This is a genomic window from Marinococcus sp. LNHM5E3-2.1, from assembly GCF_056034365.1.
In genome coordinates, this window is sequence record NZ_JBQLIB010000001.1 from 581,999 (window position 1) to 598,827 (window position 16,829).

At 41.4% G+C, this 16,829-nt stretch carries 13 protein-coding genes; 4 read left to right on the plus strand and 9 right to left on the minus strand.

Annotated features, from left to right (window positions below):
* Positions 1–41 precede the first annotated feature (41 nt).
* The 8 genes from ACTRXH_RS03005 to ACTRXH_RS03040 are packed head-to-tail and all read right to left on the minus strand — an operon-like array spanning position 42 to position 7,809.
* Positions 42–1,052: a sugar kinase gene (locus tag ACTRXH_RS03005; protein ID WP_474280513.1), complete on the minus strand. Its 1,011-nt coding sequence runs from the start codon at positions 1,050–1,052 to the stop codon at positions 42–44.
* A 36-nt stretch (positions 1,053–1,088) separates the two neighbouring features.
* Positions 1,089–1,937 (minus strand): SDR family oxidoreductase, encoded by an 849-nt coding sequence (locus tag ACTRXH_RS03010; RefSeq protein ID WP_474280515.1) that lies wholly within the window; start codon positions 1,935–1,937, stop codon positions 1,089–1,091.
* Position 1,938: 1 nt separating this feature from the next.
* Positions 1,939–3,006 (minus strand): mannonate dehydratase, encoded by a 1,068-nt coding sequence (uxuA, locus tag ACTRXH_RS03015; RefSeq protein WP_474280517.1) that lies wholly within the window; start codon positions 3,004–3,006, stop codon positions 1,939–1,941.
* 33 nt (positions 3,007–3,039) lie between these two features.
* Positions 3,040–4,320 (minus strand): TRAP transporter large permease, encoded by a 1,281-nt coding sequence (locus ACTRXH_RS03020; protein ID WP_474280519.1) that lies wholly within the window; start codon positions 4,318–4,320, stop codon positions 3,040–3,042.
* A complete protein-coding gene (locus tag ACTRXH_RS03025) occupies positions 4,317–4,835 on the minus strand; it encodes a TRAP transporter small permease (RefSeq protein ID WP_474280521.1) in 519 nt (172 codons plus the stop codon). The genes ACTRXH_RS03020 and ACTRXH_RS03025 overlap by 4 nt, the downstream gene beginning before the upstream one ends.
* 26 nt (positions 4,836–4,861) lie before the next feature.
* The gene (locus ACTRXH_RS03030; RefSeq protein WP_474280523.1) at positions 4,862–5,893 is read right to left on the minus strand and encodes a C4-dicarboxylate TRAP transporter substrate-binding protein; all 1,032 of its coding nucleotides are present in this window, start codon (positions 5,891–5,893) and stop codon (positions 4,862–4,864) included.
* Positions 5,890–7,134 (minus strand): glucuronate isomerase, encoded by a 1,245-nt coding sequence (locus tag ACTRXH_RS03035; protein WP_474280525.1) that lies wholly within the window; start codon positions 7,132–7,134, stop codon positions 5,890–5,892. The genes ACTRXH_RS03030 and ACTRXH_RS03035 overlap by 4 nt, the downstream gene beginning before the upstream one ends.
* A gap of 18 nt (positions 7,135–7,152) precedes the next feature.
* Positions 7,153–7,809 (minus strand): GntR family transcriptional regulator, encoded by a 657-nt coding sequence (locus ACTRXH_RS03040; RefSeq protein WP_474280527.1) that lies wholly within the window; start codon positions 7,807–7,809, stop codon positions 7,153–7,155.
* Between the two features lie 221 nt (positions 7,810–8,030).
* On the opposite strand from ACTRXH_RS03040, the gene ACTRXH_RS03045 reads away from it, so the two are divergent.
* From ACTRXH_RS03045 to ACTRXH_RS03060, 4 genes are all read left to right on the plus strand, one after another.
* Positions 8,031–9,827 carry a sigma 54-interacting transcriptional regulator gene (locus ACTRXH_RS03045; RefSeq protein ID WP_474280529.1) on the plus strand — a complete coding sequence of 599 codons (1,797 nt, stop codon included), beginning with the start codon at positions 8,031–8,033 and terminating at the stop codon, positions 9,825–9,827.
* A 134-nt stretch (positions 9,828–9,961) separates the two neighbouring features.
* Entirely contained in the window at positions 9,962–11,155 is a 1,194-nt protein-coding gene (locus ACTRXH_RS03050; RefSeq protein WP_474280751.1) for an iron-containing alcohol dehydrogenase, read from the plus strand.
* A 15-nt stretch (positions 11,156–11,170) separates the two neighbouring features.
* Positions 11,171–12,535: a GntP family permease gene (locus ACTRXH_RS03055; RefSeq protein WP_474280531.1), complete on the plus strand. Its 1,365-nt coding sequence runs from the start codon at positions 11,171–11,173 to the stop codon at positions 12,533–12,535.
* A 32-nt stretch (positions 12,536–12,567) separates the two neighbouring features.
* The gene (locus ACTRXH_RS03060) at positions 12,568–14,019 is read left to right on the plus strand and encodes a CoA-acylating methylmalonate-semialdehyde dehydrogenase (protein WP_474280532.1); all 1,452 of its coding nucleotides are present in this window, start codon (positions 12,568–12,570) and stop codon (positions 14,017–14,019) included.
* Between the two features lie 1,387 nt (positions 14,020–15,406).
* Here ACTRXH_RS03060 and ACTRXH_RS03065 read toward each other — a convergent pair.
* Entirely contained in the window at positions 15,407–15,967 is a 561-nt protein-coding gene (locus ACTRXH_RS03065) for a hypothetical protein (protein ID WP_474280533.1), read from the minus strand.
* Positions 15,968–16,829 lie beyond the last annotated feature (862 nt).

A 16,829-nucleotide genomic window follows, 5' to 3' on the forward strand; every position in this document is an offset into this window, starting at 1 on the left:
AGATCAGAATATTATTATCGGATCATCATCAATCAAAAATATTAACGATTCACATCAGTACCGTGTTGTTTTTCAAGATATGCTTGTACGTTCTCTTGTTTTAAAATGAATGAGTCTCCCTTTAAAGTATGAGCTAACAACCCTGTGACGGTGGCAAAGTTAATTACTTCTTCCATGTTGCTAAGTTGCTGAAGGTTTATTTTGTGTAATAAACCAGCTGCAAAAGCGTCGCCGCCGCCTATACGATCATAAACATGCACACAATAAGTGGGGGAGAAAAAAGAATCTCCCTTCTGATGGATTAAGGAGCCCTGCAAAAAATGCAATTCATTTGTTTCTACTTTTCGGTTCGAGGAAGCAAACCATTTGATGTCATACTCATTTAGAAAATGAATTATTGTATTTATTTCTTTAGTTTCAGACGACCCTGAAGACGGTCTTTTCAAAATATTAGTAAGGTCTGAAAGGTTTCCAAAGCAAATAGTGACGTAAGGCAGAACTTCTTCAAACGCCTCCTTTGCTTCATCAATACTCCAGAGCTTACTTCTATAATTAAAATCAAAACTAATATCTATATTTCTTTTTTCAGCTTCCTGTAGAATTATTTCGGTATGGCGACGACTTCTTTCCCCCAAAGCCAGGGTAATACCTGTAACATGTAAAATATCGACTTTGTCTAATATAGCATCCCAATTTTTATTGCCTAAATCCCAAGTAGAGAAAGAAGAAAGTATACGGTCATAAGTAACCTTGGAAGGTCTCTCAGCAGTGCCGTTTTCTACATAGTATGTTCCAAGCCTTGCTCCTTGGATATCAATATAAGAGGTATTGATGCCTTCCTTATTTAAAAAAGCTGCTGCTGCTTCTCCTAGTGGATTATCTGGAAGAGCTGTTAACACGGTGCTTCGGCTTCCTAAGTTACTTAATGCGACAGCTACATTGATTTCAGCACCGCCGTAGTAAAAATTTAAACAGTCTGATTGCTTTAACGTATCAATAGAAGGAGGGGAGAGCCGCATTAAAAGCTCTCCCACTGTAATTACTTTTTTCATATAAACACCCCGAATAATCTTTGATAAAATATTTGATTATACACCTGAATAAGCCATGAAACCTCCATCAACAGGGATAGTGACTCCTGTGACAAAACGGGACATTTCAGAATCTGCCAACCAGACTAATGAGCCAGTTAAATCTTCAGGCTTTCCAAAACGCTCCATCGGTGTCTGGCTGATAATTTTGTTTGCTCGGCTTGTCAACTCTCCTTGCGCATCGAGTAGCATATTGCGATTTTGCGAAGTGAGAAAAAAGCCGGGAGCAATAGCGTTGCAACGAATATTCTCCTTAGCCATATGAACAGCGAGCCATTGAGTGAAATTATCGATCCCGGCTTTGGCAGCGCTGTACGAAATCACTTTGGTCATCGGAGTGGGGGCACTCATTGAGGAGATGTTTATGATGCTGGCGTCTTGTTTTCCAAGCATATGTTTCATGAATACCTGAGTAGAGAGGACGGTACCAACATAATTCAAATCGAAAACATGTTTGATACCTTCTTCTGTTAAATCGAAAAATGTTTTAATATTTTCGTCTTCTACATGACTAGATTGAAAAAATTCTTCAGAGGTGGCAGCATCAGGATGGTTGCCGCCCGCTCCGTTAATTAAAATGTCATAGGAGCCATACTTACGGTAGACGATATCATCTGCGGCTTCGATACTTTCTTTATCCAGTACATCACAGGCAAGAGCAATAGCTTCCCCGCCGTCACTGGTAATAGCATCGACTACCTTTTGCGCATTTTCTTCCTTTCGGCTGAGTACAGCTACTTTTACTCCCTGGCGAGCCAGCTCTTTCGCCATTTCTCCACACAGGACACCACCCCCTCCGGTAATAACAGCAACTTTTCCCTTAAGGTTCGCATGCAATGAAAGCATATTATTTTCCCCCCTGTTTGTTTAATGTATCCCAAATTCCTAACAAGTACATAATACCCAGGGCGCGGTCATAGAGTCCGTAGCCCGGACGACAGTTTTCATCCCAGATTTGTCTGCCGTGATCTGGCCGGATCACTCCGTCGAAGTGAATATCATGATAGGCTTTCATAATTTCGCCAATATCCAGTGAACCATCAGAGGAACGGTGAGAAGTTTCAATGAAATCACCGTTCGCATAACGGTAGAGGTTACGAACATGACCGAAAGCAATCCTATCTTTAAACGCCCGAATCATTTCTGGTACATTGTTTTCCTTATTGGCTCCCAATGAGCCACTGCAAAGAGTGATTCCATTGGAAGGACTGTCGACCAGATTTAATAGTTTCTGGATATCTTCAGGACCGGAGAGAATCCTTGGTAATCCAAAGACCGGCCACGGTGGATCATCCGGGTGAGCAGCCATTTGGATGTTATGCTTTTCGCACACAGGAATGATAGCGGACAAAAAATAATGTAAGTTTTCACGCAGGATGTCTGTGGTGATGTTTTCATATTGATGAATAATGTACTTAATATCCTTTAGACGTTCAGGCTCCCAGCCAGGCATAGTGAACTCCGGGTTAGATGTTATAGTGCGGACCATTTCTTCCGGATTTACATTGTTTATAAGATCGTATTGGTAGAACATCGCATACGACTCATCATTCAATGACTTATTCAAATCCGTGCGAATCCAGTCAAAGACAGGCATAAAATTATAACAAATGACTTTCACGCCAGCATCTGCTAGATTTTCAATTGTATGTTTGTAATTTTCAATATAGGCATCCCGGGACGGCAGACCAAGTTTAATATCCTCGTGAATATTAACACTTTCCACAACGTTCGCACTGAACCCATGAGAAGTAATGGCCGAGGTCACTTCATCGATCTCGTGCTTTGGCCAAAGTTCTCCAGGCTGTTTATGGTGCAGCGCCCATACGATGCTTTCGACTCCAGGTATTTGTTTGATTTGTTTCAGAGAAATTGTATCGTTATCTTCTCCGAACCAACGGAAGGCTATACGCATCGCTTCAACTCCGTTCTTAGATTCTGGCATTCGTTAACGCATTAATACTTCTGGCAGGAATAAGGATATTTGAGGGAAAAGAACTAAAATAATGATAAAAACGACGACCATGCAGATATAAGGTATTGACTCTTTCATGTAGTCTGTGACAGCGATATTGGATAAAGAGCAAACGGTATACATGGTCACACCTATTGGCGGGGTCATTCCACCCATGGTCACGATTGTCATCATCAAAATTCCAAAATGTACAGGATCCATTCCGATGTTTGTCATAATAGGAAGAAGAATTGGAGTAAGCAGAAGCGTGTTAACCGTACTCTCCATAAACATGCCTGCGACTAATAAGAAAACCAAAACAATCGTTATGATTAAAAAAGGATTTTCAGTTAGAGACAGAAGAAACGTAGTGGCGCTTTGGGGCAGCCGGGCAGAAGTAATAGCATATCCCAGTATAGATGCGCAGGCGATGATCAGCATAATAATCGCGTTATCTTCAACCGTATTTTTTAATACCAAATTTAATTTTTTCCAATCGAGTTCTTTGTAGATGAACCACCCAACTACAAGAGCATACACCACAGCAAAGGCTCCGGCTTCAGAAGCTGTAAATACACCGAAACGGATACCTACAATTAAAATAACTGGAAACAAGAGCCCCCAAAAACTAGCTTTAAAAGTAGAAACGACTTCTTTAAACGTGGCTCTCTCAATACGGGCGGGCTCATAGTGACGTTTTTTTGCAATAAGGCTGGAAGTAATCATGAGCATGATGGTCATAAGAACGCCCGGTACGATGCCAGCCATAAATAATTGCCCTATTGAAACTTCTCCAACAAAACCGTAAAGAATGAGGCCAATGCTTGGAGGAATAGTGGCAGTAATTAAAGCACTGAATGCAATAACAGAGCCAGTAAACCCTCCCGAGTACCCCTTGTTCATCATTTGGGGGGATAAAATTCTGCTTTGCATTGCAGCATCCGCATTTGCTGAACCTGAAATACCGCCCATCATAGCACTTAAAATAATAGAAACATGGGCGAGACCGCCGACTAAATGACCGGTTAAAGCATTCGCAAAATCAATAAGTCTTTTTGTGATGCCGGTTTCGTTCAACAAATTACCTGCTAATACAAAGAAGGGGACAGCTAGTAAGGGAAAAGACTGCGTTCCTTCGGCAAAACGCTGAATGGCCAGATTTATAGGTAAGTTCGGATCTGTGATAAAAAAGACGAGACCTGAAATGCCAATAGCAAAAGCAATAGGTACGTTAACGACAATTAACACGACAAATGAAATTAAAACCCAAATCATGGTTTTACCTCCTTTGCCGGACTATCTTTAACAGGTTCAGGGCTGAGTGGCTTGTCTTTGTTTATAAAATAGAGGAGCCACTTGGTAACAAGAGTAATAAACATGAGGCTACAGCCTACTGGTACTGAAGCAGTGATGTAGGAATAGCTAAACGGAAGGTTTTGAATACTTCTCAATGTAAATTGGCTGGTCTGGACAAAGCCAAAATAAATACAATAAAGAAGAAAACCGCCAATTAATACGTTTGTAAACACTTGAATGATAAGTTGACCTTTAAATGGAAGCTTACTAGTGAAAAAGTCAACACCTATATGCCGGTTTTTGCGAAGAGCTTGATTTGCTCCAATAAATACGAGCCAAATGAAAAGCAGTTGAGCCATTTCCACGGACCAGGCGATGGGAAACCCGGCCCAGCGGACCATAGCAGAATAAAACACCAGCAAAACAATACAAGCCAACAATAGTTTCGTGAGTGTTTCTTCAATCTTGTTTAAAGCGAAAGCTAGCTTGCTCATCGCGAGTGCCTCCTCAAAATCTTATGCTAAGATTCAATAATTTCCAAAATTTCATCTCGAAGCTCTGGATAACCATCAAATTCTTCATACACGTCTTCTGTGGCTTTTTGGAAAGGTTCAAGTTCGGGTTCTACAATTGTCATGCCTTCATTTTCCATTTGACTTTCATATTCCTCGGAAGTATCGACTACTTGTTCAGAAGCATAAGTACCGCCATTTGTGGCTTCTTCGAGAACAATATCCTGGTATTCCTGCGGTAATCCTTCGAACCAATCGGCGCTTACTACTAAGCCGGTAATAAGCTGTATATGATTAGTTTTAGAATAATAATCTGAAACTTCGTAGAGGCTCGCTTCATAGGCAGCGGACTGCTGGGCTTCAGCTCCATCAATTGCTCCTTGTTGAATGCCGGAGTAAACTTCAGCCCAATCAAGACCTGTAGGGTTCGCTCCCATCGCTGTCATCGTTTCTAAGAAAATATCTGAGCCAATGGTACGTATGCTTTGCCCATTTAAATCCTCAGGAGTTTCAATGGCATTATCAGTTACCATGTTGCGGGTACCCTGATACCAGTTAAAGGAGAGAATTTGTAAATTTTCGTTTTCAGCCAGATCGTCAGACCATCCCTGAAATAAGTCGGAGTCTGTTACTTTTTGGATTTCTTCGTAATTTTCAAAAAGATAAGGACCTTGAAGAATTCCAATTTCCTCTTGATAGTCTCCCATAATAGCAGCATCCGCTAAGGTTCCCACATTAGAGCCTGCTTTAGCCTGTTCCTGAATAGCAGGTGTATCACCTAATGAGGAATTTGGAAAAAGTTCAATTTCAAGGTCACCATCAGTTTTTTCTTCCACATTTTTTTTAAACTGTTCTAATCCTGCATACATTGGATCATTTTCTGATACCACTATCCCCACTTGCAGGGAATGGGTAGCATCGTTGTTTTCAGAATTTGAACCTGAGCCGGAGTTATCATCCTCAGAACTTCCATAGCCACCGCCACAGGCACTGAGAACTAATACACTTGCTGCACTTACTACAGTAAAACTTTTTTTCATTTTGTTTCACTCCTTAATAGGTTAGTAAAATTAATAAAATTTCCCTGGAATAACTGCTCAACATCGTTTTGTATGGTTTCTTTTGTAACGGTCATTCCCTTGTTTTCTAACAGTTGGTAACGTTGGGTTAAGATGGGGGAAAATGTTTGTCGGAAATGACTCCATTTATACAATAACTGTTCCATGACCCGGCAATCAGAGTGCTGTGGGATGAAATGAAGGCCCAGTTGATCCAATCTCATGGTGGTGATTTCTTCAATCAATTGAGGAGTATTTAAAAACCACCAGCATCCAAAAAGCATTACGTTTTTAAATTTCTGAGCAATAACGGTTAGTTCATATTGATTTTCGCGGGAAAGCACAGTGATTAAAAATTTTTGTTCAGGAAAGCGCATACATAATTGTTCTAAATAGACAAAGGATGTTCGTCCCGTCCCGTCTCCCGCAATACCGAGGTCAGGGTTCAATTGTCGTTTTGTACCGAGCATTAAAGACATGGGAAGATTGTATTCTTCACACACAGGGAGAACGCATTCTTCTAGAAGCGTGATCTCATAATCGCTTTTGGGAAAATCCCAGGGGAGGGAGGCTGCCATATAGACAGGCTGCATTTTCTCGACCCAAAAACGTAAAAAACGTTTGATTTCTTCTATTGTAGAAGTATTTATATCTTCAGAAACAGAATATCCATCTTGCTTGATTATTTTATAAGCATTTTTCCAGTCATTAATTAATGGATCAACACGCACAGCGGGAATAAAAGTGGTGGAAGAAAAGGAAACGTCCTGATCCCAATATTTTCTTTCCTCGTTGTCAAAAGGGTTATTGGTCATAACGAAAGAAGAAATATTGGCTTTGTTCATTATATAAGCTACATAATCTTCGTTATTGATTTTCGAGAAATGTTCGCGGATGGTATTTAAATCTTTGGAAAAAGGAATGCCAAGTTCGTTTAGGATCGTAAGAAGTCCTACAGAAGCTTCGCTAAAGGGAGAGCGTTTTACAAATAATTCTTCCCATACAATTTCCGCCTGGACTTTCTTGGAATATCGTGAAAACTGTTGGTAATCACTGTCTATCCAAAGCGTCGCCTCTGAGATTAAGTAATGGTAGGTTAATAATTCATCGATTCCATATAAACATAGTTGAGAAAAGGCGGAAGGGAATAGATGTGTGTGCATATCAATGACCGGTACTTTATTAATGGTATCGCTTACATAACTTTCAATAACATTATCCATTTGCCTCGCCTCCATGGCTTACTCAAAGTAGTGACTGTAATTCGTTTTCAAACTAGCCAGATCAATATTTACAAGCGCCATATGCTCCCGCATGATACGCTCTGCTTCTTTTTCATTTTGGTTTTTTATAGCTTCCAAAATTTCTTTGTGCTGAGTGACTATTTTTTCCCAATTCAACTCGGAAGCCAGACTGAGCATTCTAGTACGATTTAGATGCACCATCATGTTTTGAACTGCCTGCCAGGTTCGTTCTTTATTACAGCCAATAAAAATAGCGTGATGAAATTCTTCATCTAATTGAAACAAGCGTTGGTGATTTTTTTCTATTACGCTATTATCCTGTAAAAGGAGATTTTCTGATAAATGCTGGAGATTGATTCTACTGCTAGTTTGACAAGCAAGTTTCACTACAGCTATCTCCATGTGTTCACGCATAAAGCGTCCTTCTTCTACATCATCTTCTTTAATAAGCGAAATAAAAGAACCCCGCTGTGGGTAGACGTCAATTAATCCTTCCTGGGATAAACGGACAAATGATTCGCGTACGGGCGTTCTACTTACTTCAAGCGTCTCGGCAATCTTGTTTTCAGATACCCGTTGGCCTGGTTTAAGTTCCAGCCGGACAATTTTATCTTTAATAATGTTATAAGTATTGCTTCGTGCTGTTTGCTGCATTGGGTTGGGCACCTCCTTTTAGTATTCTAGTATACAAGTATACTACCATGGTGTTTATTGGATCGCAATAGTTTTTGAAATTCGATTTTGCTAATGGGCCTCCAATGATATTTTGTACATTGCGCTGCTTGATATACTTCAAGAGTAAAATTTTGCTATATTTAAATTTAAAGCTTATATATTAGACATTAAAATAAAACTCTTAAGGAGGGAAACAAGAGTTGAGCGATAGTTTTGAACCGCAAAGAAGAATAAAAGAGCTAGAGGATAATTTTTTAGTCCAGGATTGGATGGACTTTCATCCATTAACTGCCGGAGCAGATAATAGTGTACGGAATCTTGCAGAATTGCTGGCAGCTTCTCAAAAAGAAAATATAGTCATTGTAAGTAATGATAATAAACCGATAGGGCTGGTTACGCCACGGCTGCTGCTTCCATCAATTTTATCGGGTGCTGGAGCCAGGCCGGTTGCTGATTTTTTAGGTAAAGAAGATTTTATTATCATTCAGCAAAATGAACCTCTATTGAATGTGTATAGAAGCAACTCGACGTGGTTTGTTGTTAGAGATGAAAGTAATAAATTAGTAGGGGTCCTGAATCGTAATAATATTTCAAACGGTCTTTCAGATTTATTGCAAAAAGCAGATAAGCTTGAGCATACCGCTGAAATCCTCGATATTGTTTTAGAACGGGCTTATGAAGGAGTGGCGGTAGTAGACCATAATGGAATAATTATTCAATTTAACGATGCCTACAGCCGTTTTATTGGAATTGACAAACATTACGCATTAGGAAAGCAAGTTGAAGAAATCATAGAAAACACAAACTTGCACAATACTGTACGAACAGGACTTCCAGAGCGTGGTGCCATTCAGTATATTAACGGTCAGGCTATGGTCGTTCACCGGCTTCCATTATGGAAAAATGGAAAAGTAGTGGGGGCTGTAGGTATGCTTATTTTTGAAGGACTAAATGAGTTGTATAAAATTTATGAGAACATGCAGAAAAGCTACAGAAATGATCAATTAACAACTGAAACCGCAAATGTGAATACAGAAAGAAGTGCCCGTTTTACCCTTGATGAAATTATTGGTCAGAGTGAAAGTACCATGAATTCAAAATCATTGGCACGAAAAGTGGCTAAAAAGCACATAACTGTTCTTATAACTGGTGAAAGTGGAACCGGAAAAGAAATGTTTGCCCAAAGTATTCATGAATTAAGTTCCTTTTCAACAGGACGGTTTGTCAGTGTTAATTGCGGAGCGGTTCCTGAACATTTAATTGAATCTGAACTTTTTGGTTATGAGGAGGGAGCTTTCACTGGGGCTAAAAAAGGAGGAAAGCCGGGAAAATTTGAACTGGCTCAAAAAGGCACATTATTCCTCGATGAAATTGGCGAAATGCCTTTGGACATGCAAACGAAACTGCTTCGGGTTTTACAGGAAAGAGAATTTGAGCGGGTGGGGGGGGTGGAGACCATTCAAACAAACACCCGAATTATAGCTGCATCGAATCGAAAATTATATGAAGAAGTCAAAAAAGGAAACTTTCGGGAAGATTTATACTACAGAATTAACATCGTGGAAATTCCTATCGCTCCTATCCGGGAGAGAAAAGAAGACATTCCTTCCCTGGTTTCCTACTATTTAACTTCAATAAGCAACAGGCACCAGGTGGCAGTAAAATCTATTTCTTCTGAAGCTCTGCAAGTACTTATTAAATATAAATGGGAAGGTAATATAAGGGAGTTAAGAAATGTAATAGAAAATCTGGTGGTCTTATTGGACGAAGAAGTGATTGAAAAGAAACACCTGTCTTCTTATTTGTTGGTGGAGGATGGCGGCAAAAGTATAGAAGGAGAACTTCCCATATTGAAAGCCAATGACGAAGAGAAAGAAAAGCAGATTATTGAATCCTCCCTTGAAAAAAACAACGGCAATAAATTAAAAACGGCAAAAGAACTTGGGATCCACCGCACTACTCTCTATCAAAAATTAAAAAAATACGGTCTGAATTAATTGTATATATTGATGACATTAAAACTGTAGATTGTAAAATCAATCTACAGTTTTAATTTGTAAGCGCTATTATGAGGGGATTAACAGTTGGCATGCTTCTTGCAATTAGTTTTTCATAAAGGAGGATGAATTTAATGAACATACCTACGGCTTTTCAATCGCCAGCAATTATTCACTACGGTCAGGAGGCATTTCAACAGGTTGGGAGAGAAACTGCGCGGAAGGGAAAAAAAGCTCTTATCATCAGCGACCAAATGATGGAAACACTAGGGTACATTGAAAAGTGCCAGTCTTATTTGCAGGAGGAACTCGTTGAGAGTGTAGTTTACACGGGAGTAGGCTCAGAACCTACCGACCTGTTTGTTGAAGAAGCGCTGGCTCTATATCATCAGGAAGCGTGCGATGCAATCATATCAATAGGTGGAGGGAGTTGTATTGACACAGCTAAATCGGTAGCGGTAGTGAGCACAAACGGTGGATATATAGGTGATTATATGGGAGGGAAAAAGCATGCTTCTCAACCGCCAGCACCGCATATCGCTGTTCCAACCACTGCTGGCACCGGATCGGAAGCCACGGACGTTACGATTATTACTAACACTTCTAATGATGTAAAAATGATGGTAAAGCAGCCAGCTTTTCTTCCTGAAGTAGCTATCGTTGACCCGGAGCTTTCAAAATCAGCTCCTGCGAAAGTAAAAGCTGCTACGGGGGTGGACGCTTTAAGTCATGCTATTGAGGCATACATCTCACAAAAGGCACATGCTTTATCAGATATGATGGCATTATCGGCTATGGAATTAATTGTTCCGAATTTAAAAAAAACGTATGACGAGGCGGAGGACTTGGAAGCACAGGCAAAAATGGCGTTAGGTGCTTTGCAAGCAGGATGGGCTTTTTCAAACTCGTCCGTATGTCTGGTGCATGGCATGTCGCGGCCGATTGGGGCTCTCTTCCATGTGCCGCATGGTTTCTCAAATGCGATGCTGCTGCCGGCCGTCATGGAGTTCAGCCGTGAAGCTGCCATTGATCGCTTAGCTGATTTGGGAAGGATCTTTAAGCCGGAAGCTGAAAAATATTCAAATGAAGAAGCGGCGGATATTGCTATTAACTCTGTTAAAGAACTTTGCCGGAATTTACAGATACCTAATCTACAGGAATGGGGCATTGAACAAAAAGAATTTGAAAGCGCTGTCGATAAAATGGTGAAAGATGCATTTGAAAGCGGGAGTCCTGAAAAGAATCCTAAAGTGCCTTCTGCAGAAGAAATGAAAGAATTATACCGGGTTTGTTACAGCTACGATTATGCTGAAGAAACCGTGAGGTAACAGGGAGGAGAAAAAATGAGTATTGTCGGAATGTTAGGGCTGATTGCTTCTCTTGCCCTGCTAATTTACCTTACGATGAAAGGCATTAATATTATCGTAGCCGCACTGTTAAGTTCTATTGTCGTCGCGGTGACGGGAGGATTAAACCTTCAAAGCGCCCTGTTGGATAATTATATGAACGGTTTTACTGATTACTTTGCTTCGTGGTTTTTAGTATTTCTCTTAGGAGCGATTTTTGGAAAGATCATTCAGGAAACCAAAGCAGCAGACAGTATTGCCCAATGGACTAAAAAGAAACTAGGAGCAAAGCGGGCCGTATTTGCGGTTGTAGCTGCCGCTGCGATTATGACGTATGGCGGAGTGAGTTTATTTGTGGTAGGCTTCGCAGTTTATCCTATTGCCGTTTCCTTATTCCAAGCGGCAAACCTGCCTCACCGGTTTATTCCGGCGGCTTTGGTGTTTGGTTCCATTTCATTTACAATGACGGCCCCGGGTTCACCAGAAATACAAAATATTATACCAACGGAATTCTTTGATACAGCGCCCACAGCCGGTGGTATTATTGGTATCCTTAGTGCCTTATTAGTAATGGTCACTGGTGGATGGTGGCTCGGAAGAATGGTGAAAAAAGCAAGTGATAATGGGGAGGAATTTTCTCTCCCTTATGGACCTTCGAATAAGACCAAGGAGGAAACCGCTGCGGCAGTTGAAGCTGAAGAATTAGAGCCGGAGCATGATCCGAACCCAGAAAATCAACAAAAATTACCAAATATTTTTCTGGCTTTCGCTCCCTTAGTTTTGGTCATTCTTATTTTAAATATATTATCGCAGTTCATTGATCCTACTTCTTCTTTGCTAATTGCTTTAACAACTGGTATTGCGTTTGCTTGTGTCAGCATGAGGAAACACCTGCAGGCATTTTGGGATTACCTGGCTACGGGTACGCAGAACGCCTTAATAGCCTTAGCAAACACTTGTGCAGTCGTAGGCTTTGGCAGTGTAGCAGCTCAAGTAGCAGCTTTTGATACCGTCGTTGATGGATTAGTGAATATGCCGGGACCGCCACTATTAGGATTAGCCGTGGGTGTAACGGTTATTTGCGGTATTACAGGGTCTGCTTCCGGCGGGTTAGGTATCGCTCTTCCTATCTTAGCACCTATTTACATGGCTCAAGGTTTGAATCCAGGAGATATGCACAGAATTTCTGCGTTGGCTTCCGGAGGGATTGATTCTCTCCCGCATAATGGATATGTTGTGACGACAGTGAGGGTTATCTCCGGAGAAACACACAGAAGATCTTACAAACCAATATTCTATGTAAGCGTTGTTGTACCATGTATCGTTCTATTCTTAGCCGTTCTGGCTTATTCCATTTTCTAATTGATTTATTATATTAAAGGAGGATTTTTATTATGCAGGAACAAGCAGTAACCACACTGAAAAATTTTATCGGCGGCGAATGGGTGGAGTCCCGGTCGGCGACCGACAAGGTGTACAATCCGGCCACCAGTGAGGTGATCGCCCACGTGCCGCTCTCCTCGAAGGAGGAAGTGGACGAAGCTGTGAAGGCGTCCAAAGCCGCCTACCGGGACTGGTCGAAAAAGCCGGTCCCGCAGCGGGCCCGTATCCTGTTTGCCTACCAGCAGAAGCTCATCGAACACTGGGACGAGCTTGCCGAGATCATTACGCTCGAAAACGGCAAAAACCTGAAGGAAGCCAAGGGTGAAGTGCAGCGCGGCATTGAGTGCGTGGAATTCGCCGCCGGGGCGCCGACGCTGATGATGGGTGACCAGCTGCCGGACATTGCCACCAACATTGAGTCCGGCATGTACCGCTATCCGATCGGCGTGGTCGGCGGGATCACCCCGTTCAACTTCCCGATGATGGTGCCGTGCTGGATGTTCCCGCTGGCGATCGCCTGCGGCAACACGTTCGTGATGAAGCCGTCCGAGCGGACGCCGATGCTGGCAAACCGGCTTGCCGAGCTGTTCGAGGAAGCCGGGCTTCCAAAAGGCGTGCTCTCGGTGGTCCACGGCGCGCATGACGTCGTGAACGGCCTGCTCGAGCACGACGACGTGCCGGCGATTTCCTTTGTCGGCTCGCAGCCGGTGGCCGAATACGTGTATAAAAACGGCACCGCCCACGGCAAACGCGTGCAGGCGCTCGCCGGCGCCAAAAACCACACCCTTGTCATGGAGGATGCGGATCTCGATAACGCCGCGTGGCAGATTCTGAACGCCGCCTTCGGCTCCGCCGGGGAACGGTGCATGGCCGCCTCCGTGGTCGCGGTGCAGGAAAGCGTCGCCGACCAGCTGGTCGAAAAGATCCAGGCGTACGCGGATGATGTGACCATCGGCAACGGCCGCGAAAAAGACGTGTTCCTCGGACCGGTGATCCGCGAAGGGCACCTCGAGAAAACGAAGGCCTACATCGACAAAGGCGTCGAAGAAGGCGCGACGCTCGTGCGCGACGGCCGCCAGGATGAGGTCGCGAAGGAGGGCTACTTTATCGGCCCGACCATCTTTGACCACGTACAGCAGACGATGACGATCTGGCAGGATGAAATTTTTGCGCCGGTGCTGTCCATCGTGCGCGTGCCGGATCTGACCGCCGGCATCGAATGGGCGAACGAGTCCCGCTTCGCGAACGGGGCGTGCCTGTTCACGAGCTCCGGCCACAGCGTCCGGGAATTCCGGGAGAATATCGACTCCGGGATGCTCGGCATCAACGTGGGCGTGCCGGCGCCGATGGCGTTCTTCCCGTTTTCCGGCTGGAAGGATTCCTTCTACGGCGACCTGCATGCGAACGGCAAGGACGGCGTGGAGTTCTACACCCGCAAGAAAATGGTCACCGCCCGCTGGTAATAATATTCTGAGAGTAACCCCCTATTCAAGTGGGGTTACTCTTTTTTTATTGAAAGGAATCAAAGGTTATATGGCAAGAATTTTAGTAACTTATATGTTGGAAGAATACGCTGATTTAAAAACATTTATTTAATAATCAAGAAATTTTCATTTATCGTTAAGTTCCTTCTATAAAATAGAATGACTGTTCATTTAGTCAAATCATTCGTAGATTTTAATAGCTATAGTAGCTTGGTATAATGGAATTTATCGCCTGTTCACCTTCTGGCGAAATGGGTCAGAAGGGAGGTGTTAGAATGGCAATCGAACTTTTATTAATGCATTTTCTGTTTCCTTTCGCATCTACTGTGTTAGGAATCGTATGCGCTGATTTGTTGCTGAAGCGCGTGCGAAAGAAATGCAGGAACAGGCGATAATAGCAATAAAAAGAGCGCTCAGATGCTGACGACATCTGGGCGCTCCCTTTTTGGTGCTAAAATGACAATGAACTTTTATACAATTATCTTATCATGATAGACATAGCATGTAAATGTTATAAGGTTAAGTAGAACAAAGGCTTGAATGATACTACGCAGCTTAGACCAACTGCACACTTTTAAATGCTTTATTGTCTCTAAATGCAAAAAATATTCTGAATTTCCCATGATGCTTAAAAAAATAAACTTTTCATTTCCATTTTAAGTAAAGTGGGCATTTCTCCAGGGCATACATCCGATGATGGGCAGAGAAATCATAACCATCTAAGTCTTACAAGTACGAAATTATGATCGTATTTAAGACGTTTAACCACGCACCTCAGCTATGTAATCAACAGTACTTTCGTTAGGTTTGTGAATGTCTTAGCACTTATTTTAGGCAAGTAGAAAGCGAATTAATACTAGTACAGCAAAACAAAATAAAGCTATGCCTGAGCCTATTCCAGTAATCGCACTGGTAGCAACCTTCATTTTGGTAACACTTAAATAAACCCCAATCAAACAGATCACCAACGCCAGGCCAGAAGCAGCCCCAATATACTTTGCCCAATGTTTTCTTGGATTTTCCTGCGCCCATCCAAATCAAGCGTGGCTGAACACAAGGAGAGAGACCCTTTGCCATTCATTCAACAAGGACTCATTCTTTTGCCCTTCATCATGGTTATCGCCTTCTTTTTTCATGTTGTGCGACTGTTTGTCACTTATTTTTTAAGCGATTTTTATTCCAATGCGGCGAAAAAAATACAGTTCCTGGTCAAATATTGTTTTAGGAAAAAGTAACAATCTTTGGCGGAAAAGCTTTTTTCCCAAAAGCCATTGGTTCATTCATGTCTTTTGTTTTTTTTCTCTGGATTTCCAATACTGTCTTAAAACCTCGTACTTTTTAAGAAAAGCACAATACTTCCTAATATTTAACCATTGGTTTTTCGTATTGCTTTAGTAGTTTCTTTTGCTAATTCATAATACTGCATGGTCTCTGAGTAATCTATCCAAGCCTTAGGTCGATCGACTGCTTCGTTGCGAATTTCCTTTAAATTATTCAGCGCTTCTAGAACATTACTATCTATGTTTTTCATATCTTTTAAGTCATTATTACCTCTCCACTCTGGATTAATAGAATGTAATTCTTTTTCAACTTCTTGCCAAACCATCAAAATAGCCGTTCTTGAAGACTCTTGAGCTACAATGGCCACGGCTTCTTCCATACTTGATATAGAACTTTCATCATTTATTTGCATTTGATTTGCCGTGTTTGAGTAAGAAGGCTTTGCTAAACGTAGAGAATTTTTAACTTTCCATAACTTTGGAGCAATAATGAGCTTTGTGCCCCCTGGTAATTCAATAGAACTCAGCCGTGATATAACTTCACTTAAAGATGTTTTGAATATGAACATAAATATTACTACCACCAGTGGCCAAATAATAGAATCAATGATAGAAACCAAAAATTCTAAAAATTGTAATGTATTCACCTTGCACCTCGCTCTCTAAGAAATTAATACATACATCTAATGTGTATTTAATTCTTGAATTGTAATATTAAGTGCAAACACGACGAAAAATAAAAAAACACCCGTGGTCTCCTAGTTTGAAATGAAAGTACGATCAAATAATCACAGGAAGGGCTACCGCGGGCTACTCTCATTTTATCATGATCGAACAACGAAAAGATCTTTATATTGGTGCTTCCGATAAGCGCGATTGTATTGAACATGCGCTAATTGTAAGCGCCAAAATTAGATATGTTCATCCTATCTCTCAAACCTTAGAAGATCCTAATTTATAAAAAAGGTGAATTTTTGAAATGTAATTCCAAATATAGCAACATATCGTATACTTAGATTATCTAAATCTATAATATAGGAAAGAGGAATTTCTTTATATAACTATTCGAACATGTTCTTTAAAGAAAAATAAACTATAAGGAGTGATTTGATGGGATTTTATTATTTATTATTACTCGTTATTGGAATGATGCTATTCGTAATTGGAGCACTTAACAGGAATGTGCCTCGTTCTGTTAAAATAGTGATTTTTCTATTTATCATTGGTATTTTGTTTATAGTAATGTCGTTAATATTATTGCTTCCTGGCAGCTCTGATATTATTGCTGAGCTTTTAAAATGGAATACATAAGTTTCAAATTTGCTGAAAGTGTCTAAAAGTCTATTAGGTATTGTACATTCCGTTATAGACGAGCTTTTAGATGGAAAACACCCCGTTTTTGACTATAAAAACGGGGTGTTTATTGCACTGTCTAGAAGTTAAGAGTTTTGGATAAAATGATAAACACTCTATTTCGATCATTAAGAATGAGCAATGTGCCGGATGTGA